At 68.6% G+C, this 26,086-nt stretch carries 24 protein-coding genes and 3 tRNA genes; 13 read left to right on the top strand and 14 right to left on the bottom strand.

All coding sequences use genetic code 11. From position 1 onward, the window contains the following. The first annotated feature begins 13 nt into the window (after positions 1–13). Positions 14–913, top strand: coding sequence for a glycosyltransferase family 2 protein (locus ASD65_RS11550; protein ID WP_162248498.1), 900 nt, complete (start codon positions 14–16; stop codon positions 911–913). 59 nt (positions 914–972) lie between these two features. On the opposite strand, the gene ASD65_RS11545 is transcribed toward ASD65_RS11550, so the two are convergent. Next, complete coding sequence (locus tag ASD65_RS11545; RefSeq protein ID WP_056222686.1) at positions 973–2,568, bottom strand: DUF4082 domain-containing protein; 1,596 nt, start codon at positions 2,566–2,568, stop codon at positions 973–975. 278 nt (positions 2,569–2,846) lie between these two features. On the opposite strand from ASD65_RS11545, the gene ASD65_RS11540 reads away from it, so the two are divergent. Together ASD65_RS11540 and ASD65_RS11535 are read left to right on the top strand one after the other, a co-directional pair. Continuing rightward, on the top strand, positions 2,847–3,284 hold the full coding sequence (locus ASD65_RS11540; protein ID WP_056222684.1) for a VanZ family protein: 438 nt from the start codon (positions 2,847–2,849) through the stop codon (positions 3,282–3,284). 96 nt (positions 3,285–3,380) lie between these two features. Next, a complete protein-coding gene (locus ASD65_RS11535; RefSeq protein ID WP_056222681.1) occupies positions 3,381–4,250 on the top strand; it encodes a hypothetical protein in 870 nt (289 codons plus the stop codon). Between the two features lie 15 nt (positions 4,251–4,265). Here the strand turns inward: ASD65_RS11535 and ASD65_RS11530 are convergent, their stop codons facing one another. The 8 genes from ASD65_RS11530 to ASD65_RS11495 all read right to left on the bottom strand — a co-directional run bounded on the left by ASD65_RS11530 (position 4,266) and on the right by ASD65_RS11495 (position 14,810). Then, positions 4,266–4,919 (bottom strand): polysaccharide deacetylase family protein, encoded by a 654-nt coding sequence (locus ASD65_RS11530; RefSeq protein WP_156378853.1) that lies wholly within the window; start codon positions 4,917–4,919, stop codon positions 4,266–4,268. Further along, complete coding sequence (locus ASD65_RS11525; RefSeq protein WP_200948662.1) at positions 4,916–5,815, bottom strand: glycosyltransferase; 900 nt, start codon at positions 5,813–5,815, stop codon at positions 4,916–4,918. Before ASD65_RS11525 ends, ASD65_RS11530 begins: the two co-directional genes overlap by 4 nt. 11 nt (positions 5,816–5,826) lie before the next feature. Next, positions 5,827–7,176, bottom strand: a complete 1,350-nt coding sequence (locus ASD65_RS11520; protein WP_235566675.1) for a glycosyltransferase family 4 protein — start codon at positions 7,174–7,176, stop codon at positions 5,827–5,829. A gap of 188 nt (positions 7,177–7,364) precedes the next feature. Then, on the bottom strand, positions 7,365–8,921 hold the full coding sequence (locus ASD65_RS11515) for a sugar transferase (protein ID WP_056222675.1): 1,557 nt from the start codon (positions 8,919–8,921) through the stop codon (positions 7,365–7,367). 230 nt (positions 8,922–9,151) lie between these two features. Then, positions 9,152–10,312, bottom strand: a complete 1,161-nt coding sequence (locus tag ASD65_RS11510) for a polysaccharide deacetylase family protein (protein WP_082561719.1) — start codon at positions 10,310–10,312, stop codon at positions 9,152–9,154. Positions 10,313–10,441: 129 nt separating this feature from the next. Continuing rightward, positions 10,442–14,110: an SCO7613 C-terminal domain-containing membrane protein gene (locus ASD65_RS11505; RefSeq protein WP_056222671.1), complete on the bottom strand. Its 3,669-nt coding sequence runs from the start codon at positions 14,108–14,110 to the stop codon at positions 10,442–10,444. Next, positions 14,107–14,334: a helix-turn-helix domain-containing protein gene (locus ASD65_RS11500; RefSeq protein ID WP_056222668.1), complete on the bottom strand. Its 228-nt coding sequence runs from the start codon at positions 14,332–14,334 to the stop codon at positions 14,107–14,109. Before ASD65_RS11500 ends, ASD65_RS11505 begins: the two co-directional genes overlap by 4 nt. Continuing rightward, positions 14,334–14,810: a DUF2975 domain-containing protein gene (locus ASD65_RS11495; RefSeq protein WP_056222664.1), complete on the bottom strand. Its 477-nt coding sequence runs from the start codon at positions 14,808–14,810 to the stop codon at positions 14,334–14,336. Before ASD65_RS11495 ends, ASD65_RS11500 begins: the two co-directional genes overlap by 1 nt. Positions 14,811–14,899: 89 nt before the next feature. Between ASD65_RS11495 and ASD65_RS11490 the strand changes: the two genes are divergently transcribed. After that, positions 14,900–15,403: a glycine cleavage system protein R gene (locus ASD65_RS11490; RefSeq protein ID WP_056222661.1), complete on the top strand. Its 504-nt coding sequence runs from the start codon at positions 14,900–14,902 to the stop codon at positions 15,401–15,403. Between the two features lie 65 nt (positions 15,404–15,468). Here the strand turns inward: ASD65_RS11490 and ASD65_RS11485 are convergent, their stop codons facing one another. From ASD65_RS11485 to ASD65_RS11470, 4 genes are all read right to left on the bottom strand, one after another. Then, complete coding sequence (locus ASD65_RS11485) at positions 15,469–16,281, bottom strand: tryptophan-rich sensory protein (RefSeq protein ID WP_056222658.1); 813 nt, start codon at positions 16,279–16,281, stop codon at positions 15,469–15,471. Positions 16,282–16,539: 258 nt separating this feature from the next. Next, a tRNA-Phe gene (locus ASD65_RS11480) sits at positions 16,540–16,612 on the bottom strand. An 85-nt stretch (positions 16,613–16,697) separates the two neighbouring features. Then, positions 16,698–16,771 (bottom strand) — tRNA-Asp (locus ASD65_RS11475). A gap of 27 nt (positions 16,772–16,798) precedes the next feature. Further along, positions 16,799–16,871: transfer RNA gene (locus ASD65_RS11470), tRNA-Glu, on the bottom strand. Between the two features lie 322 nt (positions 16,872–17,193). Between ASD65_RS11470 and ASD65_RS11465 the strand changes: the two genes are divergently transcribed. Then, complete coding sequence (locus ASD65_RS11465; protein WP_082561912.1) at positions 17,194–18,492, top strand: M23 family metallopeptidase; 1,299 nt, start codon at positions 17,194–17,196, stop codon at positions 18,490–18,492. Positions 18,493–18,730: 238 nt separating this feature from the next. On the opposite strand, the gene ppa is transcribed toward ASD65_RS11465, so the two are convergent. Then, on the bottom strand, positions 18,731–19,264 hold the full coding sequence (gene ppa, locus ASD65_RS11460; RefSeq protein ID WP_056222653.1) for an inorganic diphosphatase: 534 nt from the start codon (positions 19,262–19,264) through the stop codon (positions 18,731–18,733). Positions 19,265–19,439: 175 nt separating this feature from the next. On the opposite strand from ppa, the gene tilS reads away from it, so the two are divergent. The 8 genes from tilS to ASD65_RS11420 all read left to right on the top strand — a co-directional run bounded on the left by tilS (position 19,440) and on the right by ASD65_RS11420 (position 26,055). Next, positions 19,440–20,438, top strand: coding sequence for a tRNA lysidine(34) synthetase TilS (gene tilS, locus ASD65_RS11455; RefSeq protein ID WP_056222650.1), 999 nt, complete (start codon positions 19,440–19,442; stop codon positions 20,436–20,438). Positions 20,439–20,500: 62 nt separating this feature from the next. Then, a complete protein-coding gene (hpt, locus tag ASD65_RS11450; protein WP_056222647.1) occupies positions 20,501–21,052 on the top strand; it encodes a hypoxanthine phosphoribosyltransferase in 552 nt (183 codons plus the stop codon). Positions 21,053–21,267: 215 nt separating this feature from the next. Then, positions 21,268–23,271: an ATP-dependent zinc metalloprotease FtsH gene (ftsH, locus tag ASD65_RS11445; protein ID WP_056222644.1), complete on the top strand. Its 2,004-nt coding sequence runs from the start codon at positions 21,268–21,270 to the stop codon at positions 23,269–23,271. 10 nt (positions 23,272–23,281) lie between these two features. Further along, positions 23,282–23,872, top strand: coding sequence for a GTP cyclohydrolase I (gene folE, locus ASD65_RS11440; protein ID WP_056222641.1), 591 nt, complete (start codon positions 23,282–23,284; stop codon positions 23,870–23,872). Further along, entirely contained in the window at positions 23,869–24,711 is an 843-nt protein-coding gene (folP, locus tag ASD65_RS11435; RefSeq protein WP_056222636.1) for a dihydropteroate synthase, read from the top strand. Before folE ends, folP begins: the two co-directional genes overlap by 4 nt. Then, positions 24,684–25,058: a dihydroneopterin aldolase gene (gene folB / locus ASD65_RS19225; RefSeq protein ID WP_056222634.1), complete on the top strand. Its 375-nt coding sequence runs from the start codon at positions 24,684–24,686 to the stop codon at positions 25,056–25,058. Before folP ends, folB begins: the two co-directional genes overlap by 28 nt. Next, positions 25,055–25,588, top strand: a complete 534-nt coding sequence (folK, locus tag ASD65_RS19220; protein ID WP_056222632.1) for a 2-amino-4-hydroxy-6-hydroxymethyldihydropteridine diphosphokinase — start codon at positions 25,055–25,057, stop codon at positions 25,586–25,588. Before folB ends, folK begins: the two co-directional genes overlap by 4 nt. Beyond that, positions 25,585–26,055, top strand: a complete 471-nt coding sequence (locus ASD65_RS11420) for a DUF3180 domain-containing protein (RefSeq protein ID WP_056222630.1) — start codon at positions 25,585–25,587, stop codon at positions 26,053–26,055. The genes folK and ASD65_RS11420 overlap by 4 nt, the downstream gene beginning before the upstream one ends. Positions 26,056–26,086: the final 31 nt, after the last annotated feature.

Here is a 26,086-nt window from a genome sequence, read left to right as displayed (position 1 = left end):
CTACGATGAGGACGTGAACGTTGACGTCGCCGCGATCGTCGTGACCTACAACAGCGAAGATCATGTCACCGCGCTGCTGGACAGCATTCATCCCGCGCTGGGGGACCTCAGCCATTCGGTCGTGGTCGTGGACAACGGATCGACCGACCGCACGTTGGAGATCCTCGATGCCCGCGCGGACTGCGTCGTCGTCCGATCGACGAATGTGGGCTATGCCGCGGGCATGAACCGGGCCGTCGCTGCCTCGCCGCACGCGCGGGCACTGCTCATCCTGAATCCCGATGCCGTTCTCGATCCCGGATCGCTCGCACCGATGCTCGCCGCGCTGCGCAAGCCCGGTGTCGGCATCGTGGCGCCCCGCGTTCGGGAGGCCGACGGCTCTCTGTCGCCGACCCTGCGACGGCGGCCCACACTGGGTCGCGTCGGAGGGTTGAGCTTCACCGGCTTGCCCCGCTTCACGGAGCGCATCGAAGACCCTCGGGAGTACGAAATCGAGCACGACGTCGACTGGGCTGTCGGGGCCATCCTGCTCGTCGACGCAGAGTGCTACACCTCACTCGGCGGGATGGACGAGTCCTTCTTCCTGTATTCCGAGGAGACCGACCTCAGTCTTCGAGCCAAGGACGCGGGCTGGTCCACGCGGTACACGCCTCATGCCGGCGCCCTTCACGTCGGCGGTGGTTCGGGTGAGAGCGCGACGACCCACATGATGAAGATCCTGAACCGGATACGCATCTATCGCCGCCTCAGCGGCCCGGTGCGAGGGTGGTTCTACTTCTGGGCGAGTGTCGCGATCGAACTGCGGCGCGCCATTCTGGGCCGCCGTGAGTCGTGGCCGACGGTGCGGGCGCTCCTGAAGCCTTCTGAGCGTCCTGCGGTGCTGGGACTGAACGGGATGCTCGTCCCCCGCTGAACGGGTGCGGCCTCCGGGAGCCGAAGCTCCCGGAGGCCGAATCCGCTGGTGGCGCTACCTCACTCTTCCGGTCGAGAGATGGCGGTGCCGTCGCTGAAGCGGTTGTTGGCCCACACGTTGCCGTTGGGCGCCCCACTCTTGTTCAGGCTGTTGGTCGGACCGTACACGCCGCAGGTGCCGGAACCGCCGCGGGCGAACACATTGTCCGTGACGATGATGTTCTTCGTGTCCGGGTAGGGCTTGCCGGGGTAGTAGCCCGGATTCAGGCAGTAAGCGGCCTGGGTGTGCTTGCCCGACGCGCTCGTGTCGAATGATGAGGCGAGGAAGTTCCGCGTGATCGTGATGTTCTGGTTGGTGGCGTAGTCGCCGTAGAACCCGATCACCGCCGAGCAGCCCGCATCGCTGGTGCGTTCGGACACCTTCGACCAGTCGCCGCAGCTGGCGTAGTTGTGCTCGATCCGGAAGTTGTTCGTGCCGTTGCCGCCGAACGCGTTGTAGTGGTACGAACCGCCCAACTCCATTCCGTGGACCCAGTTGTCCTTCGCCTCGCAGTTGGTGTCGCACTTGATGACACCCTCACCGCCGTGCGAGTTGACCCGGTAGGCGAAGAAGTTGCTGCGGCCGATGTTCTCCCACCAGGGCAGATCCGGCGGGGAGACCTCGGTGTCCTCGATGAGGACCGGACCGTAACTGGACTTCTCGGAGAAGATCACGCCCTTGACGAGGGAATTGCGGATCGTGACGCAGGGCGTGCTTTTGGAGGTGGTTCCGTTGCCGGCCTCGATGATGATGGTGCTGTTGATGACCTTGGAGTCGATCACGACGCCGCAGGAGCGGATCGTGGTCGGGCCTGTGTACGTCGTCAGCTTCACGGCGGTGCGCGTGTCGCCCGGGAGTCCCTGGGGGTACCCGGTGTTCTGCGGTCCGGGCCAGCAGCCTCCCCACGGATCCGCTCCACCGGGAGTATTGGCAGCTCCGACACAGCCGGCAGCCGTCGGGGGAGTGGTGGGGGGTGTCGTCGGCGTGACCGTCGGGGTCGGCGTGGGCGAAGGGGTGACCGTCGGGGTGGGCGAAGGCGTGACCGTCGGGGTCGGGGAAGGCGTGACCGTCGGGGTCGGGGTGGTGGTCGGCGCCGGTGTGGGGGAGGTGCCGGAGCCATCGCTCGGTGTGTAGACGACATCGACGAAGTAGTTGGAGCCGGCGTAGGAGCGGGTGGGCAGCTTGCTCGTCGGACCGTAGCGGTAAACCCCAGCGCCCGCCCGCAACGTGAATCCGTTGACGTGCTGGGTCTTCTTGAGGGCCTGCTCCGTCAGGGGGTAGCCCCCGCGCGGGGCGTTGTAGGACGCGACGTACGTCTTACCCGCCGTGAGCGAGACGGGCTGGGCAAGGGGGATCGTCCGCCAGCCGACCGCGGTCGTGGCTGCGAAGGACACCCGCGCGAGGGTTTCCCCCCTCGAGGTCCACAGGGTCGCCTGCGTGATGCCGGTGGCCTCCGCGCCCTGGTAGTACTGCAGGGCGACGACCTCCCCCGACTTCTCCGGGCTGAACCGGATGCCGAGTTCGACGGCGTCTCGGTCGGAATCTCCGGAGATCGTCGGCTGGAGATCGTCGGCGAAGATCCCGGTGGTGGTCGGTGCCGCGAGAGCCGGTGCCACCGCGAAACCCGTTGTAGCGAGAACGGCGATGACGGCGGCGGCTATTGCGACTTTCGTGCGCCGAAGGCGGCTTGTTGCGCGGGTACGTGAGCGCAGGGATGTACGAGTCATAGAGCTTCCGGGGGGAGGGGCGGGTCGGTGCGGACCACAGGAAGTATTGCCCAACGCCCCTGACCTTCTTCCTGATATGAGAGAAGCCTCACGTACAGCTCGGCAGCCGGTAGGGTGTGCGCAACACCCGCCTGGCCCGATTCCGTCGAGGAAGCAGAGGACGCTCCGTGGCAGATCGTGATGCGACGCGACGACGGTGGGTCATCGGCGGACTCGCCGTCTACGCGCTGGTTGTCGGGGTGATCCTGCTGGCGCCGATCTCGTACAGCGGCATCGTCCACGCCATCGGAGATTGGCTCATGCGCGATCTCGGGATCGGGGGGTTCGGCTCCGGATGGATCGAGTTCGGTGCGAACATTCTCATGTTCGTGCCGCTCGGATTCCTGCTTACGCTCCTCTTCCGGCACCACTGGTACGGCGTCGTGCTGGCGCTCGCTCTATCCGCGGCGGCCGAGGTCGCCCAGAGCATCATTCCGTCGAGGCAGACGAGCCTTCGCGACATTCTGGCCAATACGCTCGGAGCGGTGCTCGGTGCGGCACTTGCATGGCTGTTCGTGTTGCGTCGGGATCGCAGATCGATCGCATCGGAGCTCGAACCCTCGTAAGGCACCGCCGTTCGTCGGTTGCGGCACGATCACATGTGCCCGGCCGCTCATCGATAGAAGGACGGCAGGGGCGTCGGTACCGTACGATACGGCGTCATGACCACCGAAACGGTGCAGTTGGGGCCCATCCTCGAGGAGGATGTCGACCGGGTCTCATCGTTCCTGCATGAGCGGCTGAACCGTCGCCTGTCGCCGGCGACCTGGCGATCCCTTTTGGCGCCGCCATGGCGATCCGCCGCCCCTAACCGGGGTTTCCAACTGGTGCAGGACGGCCATGTCGTCGGCGTCTACGCCGCGGTCTACTCGCAGCGCGAGGTCGAAGGCGCCACCATCCGCTTCTGCAATCTCGCTGCGTTCTGCGTGCTGGAGGAGTACCGCACCCACAGCCTGCGGCTCGTGCGCGCGCTCCTGCGCCAGAAGGGGTACGAGTTCACCGATCTGTCGCCGAGCGGCAACGTGGTGGCACTCAACGAGCGGCTCGGATTCATCCGCCTCGACACGTCGACGAGGCTGACGCCGAATCTGCCCGCCATCGCTCGCCGCGGCGTCACCATCTCGGGCGATCCGGCTGTTATCGAAGCTGTTCTGACCGGAGTCGATGCCGCGCTCTACCGCGATCATCGGCATGCCGCAGCCGCCCGCCACCTCGTGGTGGTCTCCGCCGACGGCGAGTACGCCTACCTCGTGTTTCGCAAGGATCGCCGCAAGCGCCTGGCGGTGTTCGCCACGCCTCTCTATGCCGGTGGCAGTCGATCCCTCCTGCGCACTGCCTGGCCGCAGGTCGCATCCCACTTGCTGCTCACGCACGCTCTGGCGGTGACGCTCGCAGAGCCGAGGATTCTCGGCTTCACTCCGAGACTTGGCACGACGCTGTCCTCGCCGAGAGCGCGGATGTTCCGAGGCGGGATCGTTTCGGCCGATCAGGTCGACTATCTGTACAGCGAGTTGACGCTGATCGAATGGTGAAGCATCCGTGATGACCTACCGAACGCGCTTGACCGCGCTCGCCAGCACGTTGCGCGCGTCGCCGAGATTCGGACGGTGCAGGATCATCTCGCGGATCGACTCGCGGGTGTCATCCGCCGTCACACTGAAGCGTGCCTGGAACCAAGAATCGGGGCGAGCCCGAAAGCGGTCGCTGGAGTACACGGTGGTGTACCCGCAGTGCTCGAGTCGGCCGATCACCTTGCGGTCATAGCTCCCCAGCGGGAGCGCGGCGAGATCGACCGCCCCGCGGCTGGCCTCGATGAGTGCTGCGCGCGCGTCGACGAGTTCGTGGTGCGCGACATCGTCCGTCATTCCGCGCCACGAGATGTGAGACCAACCGTGACTGCCGATCGTCATGCCGTTCCGGCGCAGCAGCTGGAGGTCGGAGGTGTTCAGGCTGGCCGGATCGTCCAAGCGCCCCGCGAGCGCGAAGAATGTCCCGAACAGCTCACGGGCTTGCATCGCAGGGAGCGCGACAGTGACATCCGAGATATTGCCATCATCGAAGCTGACACGAACGTCGCGGTGCATGGCGATCTCATCGAGAATGCGGAGGAAGTGTGGCTCTCGTACCCAGTACCGGGACTCGCCCTGTTCGCGCTCGCGGACGCATACCCCGATGCCATGGAAGCAGATGTTGATGATCATTGCGCGGCCCTCTGCGCCCACCGTTGCGCGCGCGCACGGGTGCTGCCGTCCTGGCCCCAGCCCGCTTGTGCGGCCGGGATCCGGCCGGCGCCGCGTGCAGCCAGCACAGTGATCGTGACGTACGCAGCGGCGCAGGCCCACAGCGTCGGGTGCGGCAACGCGACGCGCAGCCAGGCCCACCGATCGGATGCTCGCACGTCGAGGTGGATGGTGCCGGCCGCGGCCGCCGCGCGCATCTCCGCGTTCCCCCGGCGCACACGAACGAGGCGATTCATGAGGTCTCGTGTCGTATAGGGGGCGTCGACGACGACATCGACTTCGTTCGCCTCAGCCTTCTCAGCAGCTGTGAACTGCGAGTCCACGAAGAGGTCGTCGGCGATCATCGCGGGGAACTCCCCGAAACGTGCGCGCCCGTCGGAGGACAGCGTGATCATCCCTCGCCCGAACAGTCCGTCGCGGTAGACGGGTAGCCGCTCGTTGATGGCGAAGTAGCCTCGCACGGGCCATGCGCGACCTTTCGTGTTGACGCGGCGATGCGGCACGACGGCGAGCGGTGGCGAATCCGCATCCAGTCGGGCCAGAACGGCTCGGACCCCATCCGGCGGAACGATGATGTCGGCATCCAGGTAGATGCGGGCGCTTCCGACCGCGATCTTGTCGGCGGCGTTCATCGCCCCCGGTTTGCCCGATTCGGGTCGATCGATGACCTCGACGCCAAACCTGCGAGCCACCTTCACCGTGTCATCCGTGCATCCGTTGGCACTCACCACGATCTGCATCAGGGGCGCATCCCGCTGCGCGATCAACGCCTCCAGGCATCCACCCAGAACAGCTTCCTCATTGTGGGCCGCGATGATCACGCTGATGATGCGGTTGTCCTGCGAGCGAGCATCCACGATGACCACCTCTATCTCCGGCGCACCGGGACCGGCTGGACAGCGGGCGGCGTCGCCTGCGCGCCGCGGGAGAGGAGATAGCGCGTCAACTCGGTCGCGTCGGCCAGATCGACGTAGCGCCGGCCCTGGGCATCGCGCGCCTGAGGGCGATCCGCTGTCGGCACGGCAGGACCCGGCTGATGGTGGCCGGTCAGATCGTCGTAGACGCCGACGTACGCCTCCGCCTGCGGGCGCCAGTCCATGACATCCACCGCACGCTGTCGGGCAGCCTGTCCCAAGGCCACGCGCAGCGCCGGGTCGTCGATCAGCCGCTCCACCTGGTCGGCGAACGCCGAGATGTCGCCGGAGGGCGCGTACAGCACGGTGTCGGCTCCTGAGACCTTCGTCTCGACCAGGTCGTAGGCGACGGCCGGCAGCGCGTACGCCATGTACTCCATCGTCTTGTTCATGGTCGACAGGTCATTCAACGGCGTCTTGAGGTCGGGGCAGAGACCGATGTCGGCACGGCTCAGGTGCTCGGCCATCTCGATGCGGTTCACCCGACCGGTGAACGTGACATGGTCGTGCAACCGGAGGGTGAGCGTCTCGGCCCTCAGATCTTCCAGGCAATCGCCGAACCCCATGAGGGTCGCTGTCACGTTGATGTGTCCACGTTTGTGGACGAGTTCGTCCATGAGATGGAGGACCTGATCGACCCCGTCCTGCGGCCCCATGATTCCCACGTAGACGAGGTTGATGGTCTCCGCCGAATGAGGGTGCTCGGGGTGGATGGGGCGCATCTGCTGCGTGTCGGGACCGCTGCGGACGACGGTGACCTCCTCGGGGCGTCGTCCGCCCCGCTTCACCGCGATGGACTTGTACGACTCGTTCGTCGAGACGATGTGGTCGGCGATTCGGAAGGAGCGCCGCTCGAGCCAGAGCAGCATCCGATACTCGAGATTCTTCAGAGCACCGTGCGGTTCGCCGAAGCGCGACCGGAAGAGCTCAGGGTTCAGATCGTGGTGATCGAACACGAACCGCACCCCGAACGCACGCCACAGCCATGCGAGCAGCCAGTAGGTGTCCGGCGGGTTGCACGCCTGGATGACATCGAACCGGCCCGCCCGGCGAACGCGCACGCTGAGCCACGCGGTGCGCATCCAGCTGTACGCGAACTCCCACCCGAAGCCGAGGAGGCCCTTCGCCTCGGGGGCAGGTGCGTACTTGTAGATGTCGACGCCGTCGATGTGCTGGCGTGCGGGGTCGCCCGGGCCTTTCGGGCAGATCACGCTGACCCGGTAGCCGCGGGTGATCAGGGCCTGGCACTCCAGCCATACGCGTCGATCGAGGGGTACGGGGAGGTTCTGCACGATGATCAGCACGTGTGGCCGATCCTTGTCAAGTCGAGCGCGTCCGGTGGTGTTCACTGCCAACCTCCCTGCCATGAAGTCCGCTGTCGGACGTGTGATGGTTCAAGGACCCACGGCCACAACCGACGCCGCTCGAGTCAACGTCGCGGGTGATTGTTGGGGGAAATGACCGCGGGTCCGGTCTGAGCGCGACGGGCGAATCAGTAGGCGCCCTTCGGGTGCAGCATCACCTGAGCGGTCCGCCACATGATCATCAAGTCGGTCATCACCGACCAGTTCTCCACGTACCGCAGATCCAGTCGCACGCTCTCGTCCCATGACAGGTCGCTGCGCCCACTCACCTGCCACAGCCCGGTGATGCCGGGTTTGATGAACAGTCGGCGGCAGAGCGTTCCGTTGTACGCGCTGACCTCCTCCGGGAGCGGAGGGCGCGGGCCGACGACGCTCATCTCCCCCCGCAGCACGTTCCAGAACTGGGGCAGCTCGTCGAGCGAGAATTTGCGCAGCACGGCGCCGATACGGGTCACCCGCGGATCGTGCCTCAGCTTGAAGAGCGGACCCGCGCCCTCGTTGGCGTATCGGAGGTCGGCGAGCTCGGACTCGGCGGTGGTGCGCATCGTCCGGAACTTGAGGATGGCGAACTCCCGCCCATGGCGGCCGATGCGTGTCTGACGGAAGAACACCGGCCCGCCGTCATCCAGGGCGATCAATGTCGCGATCACGATCGTCGCCAGGGAGATCGGGATCAGGGCGACGAGCGCGACGAGGACGTCCATCGCCCGCTTCAAGGCGTGTTGTCCCCCTTCGAACTCCGGAATGCGCACGGCGATGAGCGGGAGACCGTCGATCGGGCGCAGGGAGATGCGTGGGCCGGCGACATCCGTCAGCCGACTCGAGAGCACGAGCTCTGCCGCGCACCCCTCCAACTGCCAGCTGAGCCGCTTCACATAGTCGGGATCCCCGTCCGGACGGCTCGCGACGACGATCGAGTCCGCTTCGAGCTGTCGCGCCACGGCGGCCACATCGTCGGGTGTTCCCACGATCGGATAACGGCGACCGTCGACGATGAGCTCGGTCGTGAGGTCGCCGACGGTCGCGGCCCCGACGATGAGGTATCCGAGGTTGCCGTGCTTCTCGAGGCTGCGGATGACGTACTCGACGTCGTCCTGCATCCCGGCGACGATCGTGCGCGCGCTGTAGAGACCCGCACGACGCTGTGATGTCAGCCAGCGGCGCGCCGACCATCGGGTGGCCAGCAGTGCCAGCAGCCCCAGCGGCAGGGCGACGATCAGTTCCATCCGGATGCCCTGCCACTGGACGGCGATGAACAGGATCGCGAGGATCCCGAACGCGAATCCGCTCGCGTGCGCGACGCGCTTGTACTCGGTCGCACCCGACCCGATGATCCCCGCCGATCGGGTGTGGAAGAGGGCGAGCATGACGAGCCACGATGTCACCACCGTGGCGGCCACTCGCATGAGGCTCCACAGGTCCATCGGCGCGGATTCGACAGGGCGAGCCGCCAGATCGACCATCTCCGCACCGATCGTGGTCACGCCGATGATCGCGATGTCCGACCACAGCAGCCGTCGTGCGTACTGGTGCTCCCAGCGCTTGCGCCGAGCGAGGGCGGCCTCCGGCCGGGGCGCGGTGGAAGCCGACAGATGCGGCGTCGCCGCTTCTGGTACGGATGCCGTGCCGAATGGTCGTATGGCGCGAACGCCGATCGTGCCTATCGGCGAAGTACTCGCCGTCATTGTCCTACCCCAGTAGGTCTTCCCCAGTGGACGAGTCGGATGCTCGTCGGTCCTCCCCTGCGCGCGACCGGCCCCCGCCGATCAGGCATCCCCAATGCCTTGCGGCAGACACTCTACGCCTCGGGAATGGGATTGAGAAGAGTGATTTCCGTGGCAGATTTCGGTACGGCGAAAAGCGCGGCTACGGCATCGACTTCGCTGCCCGCCTCACGCCCGCAGGCGGAGCCCGGTCAGCCGATCATCCCGATCAGCGCGTCCAGTCCCATGCCGTAGTTGATCCGCTGCACGGGCAGCGCGAGTTTGTCGCTGCCGATCCGCACATACCCCGGCTCGATCGTGCGCGCCATCTCGAAGCCGGCCTGCGTGACGCCCTGCTTGGCGGTGTCGTTGTAGTGGCCGTAGGGGTAGGCGACGACTTCCTTCACACCGAGGACGGCGCCGGAGGTCTCGAGGTCGGCGGCGATCTCGTCGGCCGTCCAGTTGACCATCCGACCCTTGCCGTTGGCCCCCGCCTGGTGCATGTCGTGCGTGTGCGAACGGCGCAGCACGTAGGGCGACGGCGCGGGATCCTGCCGGTAGGCGGTGATCATGAAGGAGGTGGCCATCACCTTGTATTTGTCCACGACCGGCACCGCCAGGTCGAACCAGGACTGGTCGGCGTCGTCGTCGGTGACGATCACGGAGTGGTTGGGCAGGTACAGGCGGCCGTCGATGAAGGCACTCAGCTCGGTCCACGTCGGGAGGTAGAACCCCGTCGTGGCGATGTGGTTCATGTGTGCGTCGAAATCGCCGATGTACGCGTAGTTGCCGCGCAGCCAGCCGCTCACGCCCGCCGGATCCGCGGTGAACTGGTGGTACATCAGGATCGGGATGCGGGCGTCCTCCGCCGCGTTCTCCTCCGGCGTCTTCCACGACGCGAACAGCGAGACTTGGCGATCGGTGCAGGCCACGGCATCGGCGGCGTTGACGCGCTGCGCAGTGGTGAAGGCCGCAGCATCCTCCGGCGTGGAGTACCAGCCCCCGAAGACCAGTCCGTCGCGGGCCGGGATCGGAAGGTGCTCGTACAGTGCGCCCTGCCACTCGAGCACGGGGGCGTCGGTGACGCCGTCACCCGTGAACGTGACGGCGCACAGGTTCGGGTCGGCCGATCGTGCCAGCAGCTGTTCGGCGGGGGTGAGCGGCGGCTTCTCGGGAAGCGGAGTGCGGGAGACGGTGGGTGTCGGGGTGGCCTCGGCGCCGGTGGTCGCGGCGGTCATGCGGGGTACGACCACCACGGCGACGGCGACGGCTGCCGCGACGACGACGGCGATGCCGGCGATCGTGAAGGTCCGGCGGCGGCGGATCACCCGTTGCCGGTTCGGCTGACGCGCGGCCCTGCGCGGCTCATCCATCGACGTCTCCCCTTTGTGCCCGCCCCGCGCGGACCCTGTTCGATCCTATGGGCGCGATGCGTGTCGACCCTGGAGATTTGCACCGGATGCCTCGCGCTCCGGTGAACAGGCGACCTGGGTCGCCTCTCCCTACGTCAGATCGTGGAGGCGTGCGGAGATGCCGGCCGACTCACCTGCCCGCCGTTCGTACGTGACAGCGAGGATGAGGAGCACGGCGCCGACGACCGACAGTGTGATCCACCACGGCATCGACTCGATGCCCCGGCCGATCTGCACGAGGAAGGCGATCGCGTTCTCGAGGGGGAGCACGATGATCCCGAGCAGGAAGGGTGCGGCCAACCGCGCGCTCGCGCCGATCAGGATCGCGATGAGCGCCATCACGATCACGAGGATCGCGCGCCAGGTGAGCGGATCCGTGAACGTCGCCGCGATCGAGGCGCTGAACACCGTGACGAGACCGGGCGCGAGCAGCGCCCACGACCCGGTCGAGCCGTGCGGCCAGCGCTCCAGCGCACGGAGGATGCCTCCGGAGGTGTTCGGCTCGCCGCGCATCGCCAGCACCCCGGCGGCCAGCAGGAACAGCCCGAGCGGGAGCGAGAACCATTCGACCCGCAGGTCGCGTGGGCTCCAGGCCACCACGGCTGTCGCGAAGGCGAGGGCGAAGGCGAACAGCACCGGCGGCAGGCTCGTCTCCCGCGTGCGTCCGCGCGCCGCGATGACCACCAGGAAGACGAGCAGAGCCAGCATCAGCAGCCACATCGTCCAGATCGTGAACCAGTCGCGTTCGATCGAGGGCCATGCCGCCGCGGCGATGTAGACCGTCGCCGGGGCGTAGAGCCACCGGGAGCGGGCCAAGCGCGACTCCGGTGCGGCACCCCGGTGCAGCAGTCGTGCGGCCAGCGCCGCGCTCACGGCTCCGGCGGCGCCGAGACCGATGCACAGCAGCACGAGCGGCGTCGCGACCGTGGGCGGGGCATCCAGTCCCAGACCCCAGCGCACGGCCTGGACGGCGCCCCCGGCCGCTGCCACGATCGCCAGCGCGAACGTGGGCGTGCGCAGGACGCCGAGGCGCTCCTGCCAGGCGGACCGTCCCCGACCGAGCGCCGCGCCCAGGACGAGCAGGGCCCAGGATGCCGCGACCAGCCCATAGCCGCGCCACGGCACCTCGGAGTCGGTGCCGGTGAGCGCGAGCAGCACGAGCAGCGGGATCACCGCCGCGGCCAGGCCGGCCGCGTAGAGCGCGGCGCCGCGGGCTCCGCGCGCCGTCAGGATCAGGCCGATCACGGCGGCCCCGAGCGTCGGCGGCAGCAGGTAGGGCTCCGGCTGCGTCACGCCGACGATGCCCCACACGCACCACAGCGCACCCGTGAAGGCTGCGCCCGACAGCGGCCAGCCGTAGCGCCGGCCGTCCCACATCGCGCTGACGCCCGCCCCGACCCCGAGGATCACGAGCACGAGGAACGTCGTGGGCAGCCCCGCCGCCTCGCGTGCCAGCGACAGTCCGACGGCGATGGCGGCGGTCAGCAGCGCAGACGCCTCGATCGCGATGCGGGAGGCCGCGGCATCCTTCGCGCCGATGCGTCCGCGGAGCGCGCCCTGGATCGCATCGCCCGCCGGCAGCACCATCGCGACGATCGCGGCGATCACCGGCAGCACGACCGGCGACCCGCTCATCAGCAGCAGCTGGGCTCCGAGACAGACCGTCACGACCGCGAGCGAGGGGACCAGCAGGCCTGCGGCGAGTGTGCGCAACAGGATGCCGAGCCCGGCGCGGCGCGTGACCACGAGCGTCAGCGCGAGCGCGAAGATCACCGCGGTCGACAGCGCGGTCCAGCCGCTGCGCTCGAACACGACCTGCACGACACCGATGGCGAAGGGCACCGATGTCACCACGAGCACCGCGTACCAGGCGCGCGGCGTCACCCCGGGGAGGAAGGTGGCTCCGATCGCCCCGAGTCCGCCGGCCGTGGTGGTGAGACAGAGGAGGGCGACCGGTTCGACGCCGAGCAGGTCGAGTGCGGTGGCGAACACGACAAGGGCGTACGCGTAGCCGATGCCGACGTGCACGAATCGTGCGGCCGCCGGAACGGTACGGGCGAGCGCGACCATGGTCGCCACGATCGCGATGCCCGCCCACACGACCACGTCGTACTGGCCCCACGACTCGATGGCGCACAGCAGGGTGAAGAGGTGCGCGCCGACGATGAGTGGCAGTCGGGTGGTGATGGCGGCATCCCGCAATCGAGGGATCATGACGAGAGCCGTGCACAGGGCGACGGTCAGGCCGAGGCCGATCGCGATGCGACCCCACAACAGGATGCCGGGGGAGCACAGCAGTGTCAGCACCGCGACGACGGCGAACCACTCGCCGAGCTGGCCGATCCAGCGCACACCGCGGGCGAGCGTCGCGAAGCCGCCGAGCCCTGCGGCGAGGGCGGCCAGGCCGAGGGTGACGGCCGTCACCGTGGGGGTGGCGTCGACCAGGCCGATGGAGGCGGCCGTCACGGGTGGCGTGAGGGTCGGTGAAACGACGAAGAGCACCGTCGAGGCGCCGATGCCGAGCGCCGTCACGGTGGGCGCCAGGGCGGTGAGCGCCACAGTGAACAGGGCGCCGCCGATGACGGCCGTGCGGACGAGGGCGTGCGGGATTCGCAGCAGCGCGCCGACCGCGACCAGCCCCAGGGATGCCGCCGCAGGAACGAGTGCGAGCTGCCATTGACCCCACACCCCGAGCGCGAGCGGCAGGACCGCGACTGCGCCGACGCCGGTCGCGCCGGCGATGAAGCTCCACAGACCTCCCGCGGGATGCCGTGCCGACAACGCGCTGAGCACGGAGATCGTGAGCAGTACGGCACTGGCCAGCAGCCAGAAGCTGAACGGGATGGCGGTGGGCACGAACGACACCTGCGTGACGGCGACCCCGATGAACAGCAGCTGTGCCACGGTCAGGGCGGCGCGCTCGGCGAGGAGGTCGCTGCCGAAGCTCCGCGCCAGACGGCTCGCGAGCTCGATGAGCGCGAACGCCGCCCCGGCCGCGCTGAGCCATCCGGCGACGGCGCCGATGCCCGGCCCTGCCGCGATGCCGAGCATGGCCGGTACGAACGACAGCGCCACGAGCGAGGTCCACAGCCACACGCGGATGCCGAACCTGACGCCGAGCGCGGCCATCAGCCCGCCGCCGACGAGCGTTCCGATCGCGGCGAACACCCACGGGCTGACCTGCGGCGGGGCCGTCTCCGAGATCGAGTAGACGTCGAGCCCGAGGAACACCATGCCGAGCGCACCGACCGCCTCGGCCGAGAACTGCAGCCCGCGGCGCACGAGCACCCGCGCGGCGACGAGGAACACCACGGTGATCGCGGCGACGATGAGGCTGCGCAGCACCCCGTCGGTCAGGTCGGGGTTGAAGAAAGTGAAGACGATCGCCGCGACGGCGACGAGTCCGGCGCCCGCGACGGCGAGCACCGACTGCACCGTGGCGCTCGAGCGCGGCGCGAGATCCACGGGCGGAACGGATGCCGCGGCCTGCGGCGCGGCCGGCGCGAGAGCCCGCGCGACCTGGACAGTGGGCACACGGTCGAGCACGGTCTGCCGCGTCCGGAGTGCCGCGACGGCCGCTTGCGAGGCATCCCACAGCTCGCCGCCGATGTCGCCCGCGAAATCGGCGCGGCATCCGGCGCAGCGCCGGTCGGTGACTCCCGGGGCGCCGCACGCCGGGCAGGACTCGGTGTCGAGGAGCTGACGGATCGCGGCCTCGCTCCACGCCTGGGTACGATCCGCGATCGTCGGCGCGGTCACTCCGCACCCCCGTCGTCGGTGTCGGGCATCCACATCAGGATGTCGCCGGGCTGGCATTCCAACACCCGGCAGATCGCGTCGAGGGTCGAGAAGCGCACCGCCTTGGCGCGACCGTTCTTCAGGACCGACACGTTGGCGGGGGTGATGTCGATCGCCGCAGCGAAGTCCGAGACGGACATCTTCTTCTTCGCCAGCTCGACGTCGAGGTTGATGATGATGGGCATCAGACCACCTCGGAGAGATCGTGCTCGAGCTGCGACGCTTTGCGCAGCAACCCGCGCAGCACGACGATCAGCAGCGAGAGGCCCGCGCCGACGACGATGCCGAGCAGCAGGAGGAGTGTGATCGACGGAGTCATGAACCCGGTGAAGCTCAGCGCGATGAGGGCGATCAGCACGAGGAAGGTCGCGAACCCGACCGCGCCGAGGCTCACGTCCACATCGGGGAAGGCGCTCTCACTGAAGATGCTGTCTTCGCGCACGAGCGACAGCAGCCGCCAGACGCACACCAGCACGACCTGCACGCACAGTAGGAACGCGATGCCGATCAGGATGCCGGGGATCTCGAAGTAGGAGATCTCGTGGTACCTCACCGCAGACTGCGCTGCGACGGCCGGAACCACGAAGATCTGGCAGAACACGAGCAGCGCCAACAGGCAGGCGATGAGGGTCTTCAGGACGATGATCGTGATGCGATGCATGGATGCGCCTATCGATATTCGGTAAGTGTCTATCGACAAACAATACACATCGCGAGTCCGCGCGCAACGAGAGGACTACGCTGTGGGCCATGACAACGCTCGTGCTCACCGTGGTCGGAGACGACCGTGCAGGCCTGGTCGCCGCAGTCGCGAATGTCGTGGACGCCCACGGTGGCAACTGGGAGAACAGTCAGCTCGCCGAGCTCTCCGGCGCCTTCGCCGGCATCATCGAGGTGTCGGCACCGGCCGCCCGCATCGACGCCCTGCGCGCCGCGCTCGCCGAGATCGACGGGCTCCTCACCGCCGCCGTGCATGCGACGGCACGGGATGCCGAGACCTCACGCAGGTTCTCGTTCCAGGTGCTCGGCAACGACCATCCCGGCATCGTGCGAGAGGTCGCCTCGACGCTCACCGCCCACGGTCTGAGCGTCGAGCGCATGACGACGGAGATGCGGGATGCCGCGATGGCGGGCGGTCGCCTGTTCGAGGCGACGATCGTGGCGAAGGTCCCGGCATCCGTCGACGTCGACGCGTTGAAGGCCGAGCTCGAGCGCCTCGCCGCCGAGATCCAGGTGGACGTCACGCTCGAGTGAGCCGCTGGCGCGAAGGAGACGCAGGGGATCGTCACCGACAGCTGCGCGGGTCGGCTACGGCGCTGTCACCGCGGTGGCGGACCGGCGAGTCGGGCGATCACCGCCACTGCCAACGCAACCCCCGCCGCGATCGCCGCCGCAACGCCGACCACTGCGGATGGCGGCTCGGATGTCAGCCGTCCGACGCTGATCCATGCGAAGCCCCAGGCGGTCGCGACCGCGGGGGTGAGTCGGCCACGGCTCCAGATGGACACCGCAACCGACACCGCCGTTCCCGCACTGAGCACGATGATTCCCCACGCATCCTCGGACCATCCGAAGCCGTTGAATCCGAGAGCCACGAGCCAGGCGGTGATGTTGGCGATCGTCGCGACCATCACCCAACCGAGGTACAGCCCGATCGTGCCGTCCATGACCACCGCATCTTGCCATCCGGCCGATCGGATCCTCTGCAGTCGCACGAAGATCAGCGCCAGGACGCTGAGAAGGGCGACGATGACGATGACCGAGAGCCACAGCGGGCCGGCCTGGACGCTGAGGATCCACGCTGCGTTCAACAACTGGGACGTGAGTATCCACCAACCCGTCCGGCGATGTCTGTCTCGTTGCGCCTGCCTCGGGAGCAGTTGCCACACGCTGTACCCGATCAGTCCGGCGTAGATGACCGACCAGATCGCGAACGCGGGGCCGGCGGGGGCGATGACGGTGGCCGTCGCTGAAAGGGCCCCATCCGAAGCGTCCTGCACCCTCGTGCCGCCGAAGACTCCCGAGCCCGCCATCGCGCCCACCAGCGCTACGAGCCCGCCGACGACGACGGCGATCTGTCGTGCGCGATCAGCTCTCGTCGCGCGTGATGTGGTGTGGATGTCCGTGTCCATGCGGCGACGATATCCCTAGATTATCTAGCAATCATCAGGCTTGCGGTTTCCGTAAGGAGGAGCTCGCGAGCTGCCGCTCCAGGCCAAGGGCGTCTCGTCTCGCCGCGCTCGCTCGATGGACGGGAGCTTCGCTCGCTCAGTGATCGGCCGTAGTAGCCCCGGGGGTGACGCGGAAACCGCCTCTCACCAGGGCAAGGCAAAACCCCCGCGAATAGAAGCTTCGCGAGGGTTTCTGGGGTGACGTAATGATCACCCTTGTGGCTCCGACGGGCGTCGATCCCGTGACCTCACGATTTTCAGTCGTGCGCTCTACCAACTGAGCTACAGAGCCCCGCGGCATCCGTTACCCGGAATCGGGACCTTACGCCGCGTCCTAAACAAAAGGCCCTCTCAAAGAAAGGGCCCGTCGCTCAGAGCGACCCTGACGGGACTTGAACCCGCGACCTCCGCCGTGACAGGGCGGCACGCTAACCAACTGCGCTACAGGGCCATGCATATTAAGTTGTAATTCGGAAAGTGACCCCAACGGGATTCGAACCCGTGCTACCGCCGTGAAAGGGCGGCGTCCTAGGCCACTAAACGATGGGGCCGGATGAGCTTTTGTGGCTCACTCTGCCGACGCTCAAGCATACGCATGAGTCGACCAAATCTCCAATTCGTGGGCGCGCCCTGTGGAGGAAGGCCTCGGCGCGGTTCACGATGGGTGGGTGTGCAACCGCCGCCAGGGGAGCACTATGGAACGACGACACCCGTTGCGCTTGTGACTCGTGTTGCTAGTGTGGTGAAAGTTGACTCGGTGAACGGGAGGCCGCGGTGAAGCTCGAGCGCGATCGCTCCGCACGTGACGAAAGCGCCGAGGAGTGCGGCTGTGCGCCGTCCCCCTCGGAGAAGCGTGCGCTGTGGCCCGGAGGCATGACCCGACGCAGCGCCATCGGCGTCGGCGCTCTCGGGCTCGCGGCCATCACCGCATTCGGTGCTCCCTTCGTCCCCTCTGCCTTCGCCGCCGCCGGATACCCCTCGTGGCCCGACGTGCAGGCCGCCAAGGCCAACGAAGCGGCCAAGGCCGCCGAGGTCGCCAAGATCCAGGGGCTCATCCAGTCGCTGAACGACGAGGTCGCCCGCACGCAGGCCGAGGCGCAGAAGGCGTCGGACCTCTTCTACGAGGCTCAGCAGAAGTTCTTCGAAGCGGCCCACCACGCCGACGACCTGCAGCAGCAGGCCGACGCGGAGTCGACCAAGGCGACGGATGCCGCCAACAAGGCCGGCCGCGTCGCCGCACAGCTGTACCGCAACGGCGGCGACGACACGTCGCTCGAACTCTTCTTCGCGGGATCCGCGGCCACGGCCGATGACCTGCTCGCCCGCCTGGGCACGATGGACAAGCTCATCGAGCGCAACCAGGGCGTGTACGCGGATGCCGTGACGGCCCGCAACTCGGCGCAGAGCCTGAGCGACCAGGCCGTCGTCGCCCGCGACGCCCGCGACAAGCTGCAGCAGGAGGCCGAAGCGGCCATGGTCAAGGCGCAGGAAGCCGCCAGCGCCGCCCAGGCCGCCCTCGACGCGCAGACCGCGAACCTCGCGACGCTGGAGGCGCAGCTCGCCGCCCTGAACGACAAGACCGCCAAGACGATCGCGGAATACCAGACCGGCGTCGAGATCGACCGCAAGGCCAAGGAGGCCGCCGCGGCGGCTGCGAAGGCCGAAGCGGATCGTCTTGCCCAGGAAGCCGCCAACGGCGGCGGGGGTGGCGGAGGCGGCGGCGGTGGCGGTGGAAACGGCGGCGGTGTCGTCGGGTCCGGCTGGGCTCGTCCGTCCTCCGGCTGGCGCAGCTCCGGCTACGGTCCCCGCTACGTTCAGTGCGGCAACGGCTACTGCTCCAGCGGCTTCCACGAAGGCGTCGACCTGGCCGCCGGCTGCGGTGCGGGCATTTACGCGGCCTCTGCAGGTGTGGTCACCTACGCCGGATACAACGGCGGCTACGGCAACTACGTCCGGATCGACCACGGCGGCGGCGTCGGCACCGGCTACGGGCACATCCGTCCCGGCGGCATCTTCGTCGGCTACGGCCAGCGGGTCAGCGCCGGCCAGCTCATCGCGAGCGAGGGCAACACCGGCAACTCCTTCGGCTGCCACTGCCACTTCGAGGTCTACATCAACGGCCGCACCACGGATCCCGTGGGCTTCATGGCCGCCCGAGGCATCTCGGTCTAGCTCCGCACTCGACCCGCGCGGGCTCGGGAGTCCGAAGGTCGAGTGCACGCCTTCGCGTCGCGACCGGGTCGTGTGCTCGCGGATACGTCGTGCGTTCGCGGTCCGGTGCATCCCCTTATCGCGGGGACGGATGCTGCAGCCTCGCGTTCGCGCGCGCCCGTGCCGCGGCATCCGCTCGTCAAAGACGAAGGCGGACGTCGACGCGAGTGCGCCGTCGTCCGCCTTCGCGGAAAACCGATCAGACCGTCTTGGGGGACATTCCCTCGCCCTGGGACTTGGTCTGCCCCTCGTGCTCGGCGAAGCGCGTGAACGCCTCCTCGACGAGGCGGTCGGCCTCGGCGGCGCCTGCCCACGCGTCGACCTTGACCCACTTGCCGGGCTCGAGGTCCTTGTAGTGCTCGAAGAAGTGGGTGATCTCCTTCTGCAGGAACTCCGGGATGTCGTCGACGTCCTGGACGTGCGCCCAGCGCGGGTCCTTGGCGATCACGGCGATGACCTTGTCGTCGCCGCCGGCCTCGTCGCTCATCTTGAGTACGCCGACGGGGCGGACGCTGGCCATGGTGCCGGGGTACAGGTCGTAGTCCAGCATCACGAGCACGTCGAGCGGGTCGCCGTCTTCGCCGAGGGTGTTGTCGAAGAACCCATAGTTGGTGGGGTACCCGAACGCGGTGTACAGGACGCGGTCCAGGAACACGCGGCCGGTGCCGTGGTCGACCTCGTACTTGACCCGGCTGCCGCGGGGGATTTCGATGACGGCGTCGTATGCGCCCATGCGTCTGCTCCTTGAAAATCGCTGGTCTGATGCCGCGCACCAGCCTAGTCGCGCGCGCTGCACGGCGTTGTGGCCCCCACCCCATCCGCGAGACGTGGCAAAGGTGCCCGAACCGCACGGTTTCGGGCGCTTTTGCCACGTCTCGCGGGAACGCGGGGGCGGCTAACGTGGGCGTGTGGAGCATCGACCGAGCCTGGACCCCGCCGTCGCCGCCGTTCGGCTCGCCGTACGGCGAGCGCTCGAGCCGCTGACCGGACCGGGCACCGTCGCGGTCGCCCTTTCCGGCGGCGCCGACTCGCTCGCGCTGGCTGCCGCGACAGCCTTCGAGGCGCCCAAGCTCGGGCTCGATGTCGTGAGCATCACCGTCGACCACGGGCTCCAGCCCGGCTCGGACGCCGTCGCGCAGAACGCCGCGCGCCAGGCCGAAGCCCTCGGCATCCGCTCGCTCGTCGTCTCGGTCGCGGTGGGCGCGGGTGGCGGCCCGGAGGCGGCGGCCCGCGAGGCGCGGTATCGGGCGCTGACGGATGCCGCGGCCGGCGCCGGCGCGACGGCGCTGCTGCTCGGACACACGCTCGACGACCAGGCCGAGACCGTCCTGCTCGGACTCGCCCGCGGCTCGGGCGCGGCGAGTCTGCAGGGGATGGCCGCGGCCTCGGCCCAGCGCGGCATGACGCTGCTGCGGCCGCTGCTGACCGTGCGGCGCGAAGCCACGCGCGCGGCCTGCGTCGCCCAGGACCTGCAGCCGTGGGAGGACCCGCACAACGCCGAACCGCGGTTCGCGCGCGTGCGGGTGCGGGAGACGGTGCTGCCCGTCCTCGAGGCCGAACTCGGCCCCGGCGTGGCCGAGGCGCTCGCGCGCACGGCCGAGCAGCTGCGCGAAGACGCCGAGGCGTTCGACGAGATGATCGAGGAGACGATCGAAGACATCGTCGAGCACGCCGAGGCCGGCATCTCGGTCTCGGTCGCCGCCCTCGCCGCCAACCCGGCCGCGCTGCGCCACCGCGTCATCCGGCACGTCGTGACGAGCGAGTTCGGCGAAAGCCTCACGCGTGCTCAGACGCTCGAGGTCGCCCGGCTGGTCACCGACTGGTCCGGGCAGGGCCCGATCGACCTGCCCGGCTGCACCGCTCGCCGAGCCGGCGGCCGCATCGAATTCACCGCACGCTCGGCGTAGCGCGCGGCACGGTGCCGGCGGCATCCGTTGTCCTTCCCACAGGCGCCCGTAGACTGAACCGCATGCGCGCGGCCGATATCCCCGGTGACCTCAGCAAGATCCTCGTGACCGAGGAGGAGATCACCGCCAAGTTGCAGGAGATCGCCGCCCAGGTCGCGGCCGACTACGCGGGCAAGAACCTGCTGCTGGTCGGTGTGCTGAAGGGCGCGGTCATGGTGATGGCCGACTTCTCCCGGGCCCTGCCGATCCTCGTGCCGATGGACTGGATGGCGGTCTCGTCGTATGGCGCCGGCACGAAGTCCAGCGGTGTCGTGCAGATCCGCAAGGACCTCGACAGCGACCTGCATGATCGGCACGTGCTCATCGTCGAGGACATCATCGACTCCGGGCTGACGCTGAGCTGGCTGCTGGAGAACTTCGCGTCGCGCGGCGCCGCCTCGGTCGAGGTGTTCGCCCTGCTGCGCAAGCCCGAAGCAGCCAAGGTCAAGGTCGACTGCCGCTACGTCGGGTTCGACATCCCGAACGAATTCGTCGTCGGGTACGGACTGGACTACGCGGAGCGGTACCGCAATCTGCGGGATGTCGCGGTCCTGGCACCGCACGTCTACGCCTGAGCGTCTTCTCGCGAGCTCGCATAAAGTGCGCGCTCACGCCGTCTTGAGCGCGCACTTTCTGCGAGCTCGGCGGGTGTGGAGCGGGGCGGAACACCCAGCATCTGCCCTGTACGCCATGGGCGAATGCACAGTAACGCCATAGCGGGAGCGCGATACCCTGAGTTCACCGCGTTCGCGCGGCTCGTCGACGAAAGGGAACGGGCGTCGCCCGCACCATGGACTTCAAGAAGATCACACGCAATCCGCTCATCTACGTGCTCCTGATCGGCGTGTTCCTCATCGTGGGCTTCTCGCTCATCTCGAGCCTGGGCGGCGCGAAGCAGATCTCCACCCAGCAGGGACTGGAGCTGCTCAAGGGCAGCACCGTCACCGAGGTGGTCAACACCGACGGCGATCAGCGCGTCGACATGAAGCTCTCATCGCCGTTCGAGGGCGCGAGCGACGTGCAGTTCTACTACGTCGACGCGCGTGCCGGCGAAGTGGTCGACGCCGTCAACGCGGCCGACCCCAAGGACGGCTTCAACGACGCAGTGCCGCGTCCGAGCTGGTTCGACGGCATCCTCTCCCTCCTCCTGCCGATCCTGTTGCTGGGTCTGTTGTTCTGGTTCCTGATGTCCAGCGCCCAGGGTGGCGGCAGCAAGGTCATGCAGTTCGGCAAGTCCAAGGCGAAGCTCGTCTCGAAGGAGTCGCCGACGGTGACCTTCGCGGATGTCGCGGGCTCGGACGAGGCCATCGAGGAGATGCAGGAGATCAAGGACTTCCTGAAGGACCCCACGAGGTTCCAGGCGGTCGGCGCTCGGATCCCGAAGGGCGTGCTGCTGTACGGCCCTCCCGGAACGGGCAAGACGCTGCTCGCCCGCGCCGTCGCCGGTGAGGCCGGCGTGCCGTTCTACTCGATCTCCGGTTCGGACTTCGTCGAGATGTTCGTCGGTGTCGGCGCATCCCGTGTGCGCGACCTGTTCAACCAGGCCAAGGAATCCAGCCCTGCGATCATCTTCATCGACGAGATCGACGCCGTTGGCCGTCACCGCGGCGCCGGCATGGGCGGCGGGCACGACGAGCGCGAGCAGACGCTGAACCAGATGCTCGTCGAGATGGACGGCTTCGACCCCAAGGTCAACGTCATCGTCATCGCGGCGACCAACCGCCCCGACATCCTCGACCCGGCGCTGCTGCGCCCCGGTCGCTTCGACCGTCAGATCGGCGTGGACGCGCCCGACCTCAAGGGCCGCAAGAAGATCCTCGAGGTGCACGGCCGCGGCAAGCCCCTCGCCGACGGCGTCGACCTCGAAGTCGTCGCGCGCAAGACGCCGGGCTTCACCGGCGCCGACCTCGCGAACGTGCTGAACGAGGCCGCGCTGCTCACCGCGCGCTCCAACGCCCAGCTCATCGACAACCGCGCCCTGGACGAGGCGATCGACCGCGTCATCGCCGGTCCGCAGCGTCGCACCCGCGTGATGAAGGACAAGGAGAAGCTCATCACCGCGTACCACGAGGGCGGACACGCACTCGCGGCGGCGGCGATGAACCACACCGACCCCGTCACCAAGGTCACGATCCTGCCCCGAGGCAAGGCCCTCGGCTACACGATGGTGCTGCCGCTCGACGACAAGTACTCGATCACCCGCAACGAGCTGCAGGACCAGCTCGCCTATGCGATGGGCGGCCGCGTCGCCGAGGAGATCGTCTTCCACGACCCCACCACGGGTGCCTCGAACGACATCGAGAAGGCCACCGGCATCGCCCGCAAGATGGTCACCGAGTACGGCATGACGACGGATGTCGGACCGGTCAAGCTGGGCCAGTCCAGCGGCGAGGTCTTCATGGGACGCGACATGGGTCACGGTCGCGAGTACTCCGAGCGCGTCGCCGAGCGGGTCGACACCGAGGTGCGCGCGCTCATCGAGCAGGCGCACAACGAGGCGTACGAGGTCATCAACGCGAACCGCGACATCCTCGACCGTCTCGCCCTCGAGCTGCTCGAGAAGGAGACGCTCGACCACCTCGAGCTCGCCGAGATCTTCACCGACATCAAGCGCCTCCCGCCGCGCCCGCAGTGGCTCTCCAGCAGCGAGCGTCCGGTTTCGAAGGTGCCGCCGGTGGACGTGCCGCGTCGCCAGGAAGAGGTCGGTCTGGTCGCGTCCGTCGAGGCGGAGGAAGCCGCCGAGAAGGCTCCGCGCCGCCGCCCGAGCGGGCAGGCGCGCCCCGCGACCGCGTAGGCTCGACTTCGTGCCTGTCGATCGTGAGCGCGTTGCTGCGCTGGTGCGTGAACTGCTCGAGGCGATCGGTGAGGACCCCGATCGTCCGGGTCTACGCCTGACCCCGAGTCGCGTCGCGGACGCCTACGGGGAGTTCTTCGGCGGCGTCGGGGTGGATGCCGCGACTCCTCTGATGCACACGATCTCCGTGTCGCGCGGCCCGGCGCCGGACACCCTGCCATCCGGTGCCGTGATGCTGCGCGACATCCGCTTCCGGTCGGTCTGCGAGCACCACCTGCTGCCGTTCCGCGGGCACGCGCACATCGCCTACCTGCCGGGTGAGCAGGTCGTCGGACTCGGCGCGCTGCCCCGTGTCGTCGACATCCTCGCCTCCCGCCCGCAGGTGCAGGAGCGCCTCGGCGAGCAGATCGCCGACACCATCGCCGGGTCGATCGACGCGCGCGGTGTGTTCGTCGTCCTCGACGCCGTGCACGAGTGCGTCACGATGCGCGGGGATCGACAGACGGATGCCTCGACCGTGACGATCGCGGCACGCGGAGAGCTCGCCGAGCCCGCCGCCCGCGCCGAGCTGGTCGCACTCATCGGGGCCACTCGGCCATGAGCACCCTCATCATGGGGGTCGTCAACGTCACCCCGGATTCCTTCAGCGACGGCGGGCGCTTCCTCGACCCCGCGGCCGCGATCGCGCACGGACTGCGACTGCGTGCGGCGGGCGCCCACCTCCTCGACGTCGGCGGCGAGTCGACCCGTCCGGGTTCGGAGCGCGTGGATCCCGCGGTCGAGCAGGAGCGGGTGATCCCGGTCGTGCAGGCGCTGGCCGAGGTCGGTGCCGCCGTCAGCGTCGACACGATGAACGCGTCCACGGCCCTGGCCGCGGTCGCCGCCGGGGCGCGGATCGTGAACGACGTCTCCGGCGGGCTGGCCGATCCCGACATGCTGCCCGCGGTGGCCGGAACCGGCGCCGACCTCGTGCTCGGGCACTGGCGCGGTCCGTCGGCCGACATGTACGCGCACGCGCAGTACGACGACCCCGTCCGTGATGTCCTGTCTGAGCTGGCCTCGCGCATCGAGGCGGCGGCGGTCGCCGGCATCCCTCCCGCCCGTCTCATCACCGACCCCGGGATCGGGTTCGGCAAGAAGGGCGACCAGAACTGGACCGTGCTGCGCGGACTCCCGCGCCTGGTGGCGCTCGGCCCGCGGGTGCTGGTCGGCACGAGCCGCAAGCGGTTCCTCGCCGAGACGCTGGGGCTGGATCAACCCGACGCGCAGGATGTCGAGACACGCCGTGACCTCGCGACCGCGGTGACGAGCGTGCTGGCCGCACAGGCGGGCGTGTGGGCCGTCCGCGTGCACGATGTCACGGCCACGCGCGACGCACTGCGCATCGCGGCCAAATGGGAGGACGAGGAGCGATGGACTTCGCCGACGAGATCACACTGACCGGACTGCGCACCTTCGGGCACCACGGGGTGTTCGAGCACGAGCGCCACGACGGACAGTTCTTCGTGGTCGACCTCACGCTGGCCGTGAACACCCGCCGGGCCGCCGAGACAGACGAGGTCACCGACACCGTGCACTACGGCGAGGTGGCCGAGGCCGTCGCCGCGATCGTCTCGGGGGAGCCGGTGAACCTGCTCGAGACCCTCGCCGCGCGCATCGCGGACCGCGTCCTCGACTTCGACGGCGTCAGCCTCGTGCGGGTCACGGTGCACAAGCCGTCCGCCCCGATCACGGTGTCGTTCACCGATGTCGCCGTCACCATCACACGTGGCCGGGCCTTCCAGTGAACCGTCGACTCGCGCAGGGCTTCAGCGGGGATGTCTCGGCCCATCCCGCGGCGTCGGTCACCGCCGTCGTCGCGCTCGGCGCCAACCTCGGCGACCGCGCGGAGGCGATGCGCGCCGCGATCGACGAACTGGGGAGGCTCCCGCTCGTCGATGACGTCCGCTCCTCGGAGGCGGTCGAGTCGGTGGCGGTGAAACTGGATGGCCCGGATGCCTCGGCCCCGACCTACCTGAACGCTGTCGCCCTGGTCACCACGCGTCTGGCCCCGACGGTGCTGCTCGACTACCTGCACGCGATCGAGGCCCGCCACGGGCGCGAACGGCGTGAGCGCTGGGGCGACCGCACCCTCGACCTCGACCTGATCGCGTACGGCGACGTGCGCAGCGATGACCCCGCACTGCTGCTGCCACACCCGCGGGCGGCCGAGCGCGACTTCGTGCTCGCGCCCTGGCTGAGCATCGATCCCGACGCGGTGCTGCCCGGAGCGGGTCGTGTCGACGCGCTGCTGGCGCGGCTGCGGAGCGGACGATGAAACGCACCGGTGCCGGCATCCTGCTCATTGCCGCGCTGATCGGCGGCGGCGCCGGATTCCTGCTGGACTTGGCGCTCACCGCGGGCGGACGCGCGACGTTCACTCCCGCCGTCACCCTCCCGATCCTGTTGGCGCTGCTCGCACTGCTGGTGATCGCGCTCGCGATCCCGATCCGCCGGGCCACGCGCGGTCGCAGCCCGCAACCACCTGTCAACCCGTTCCGTGCGCTCCGGGTCGCGATGCTCGCCAAGGCGTCCAGCATCGTCGGAGCCGTCGTCGGCGGGTTCGCCGTGGGGCTGGCACTCTATCTGCTGACCAGGCCCGTCAGCCCCTCGGTAGGCTCGTTGAGCGCCATCATCGCCACCGCGGTGTGCGGCGCGATCCTCGTGGCGGCCGGTCTGGTCGCCGAGCATCTGTGCACGATTCGGAAGGATGACGATGACGAACAGCCCGGAGGCCACGCCTGATGGGGTTCCACCCCGCACCCCCGGTTCGCTG

The sequence above is a fragment of the Microbacterium sp. Root61 genome, from assembly GCF_001427525.1.
GTDB lineage: Bacteria > Actinomycetota > Actinomycetes > Actinomycetales > Microbacteriaceae > Microbacterium.
This window is presented reverse-complemented; position numbering and strand designations above follow the sequence as displayed.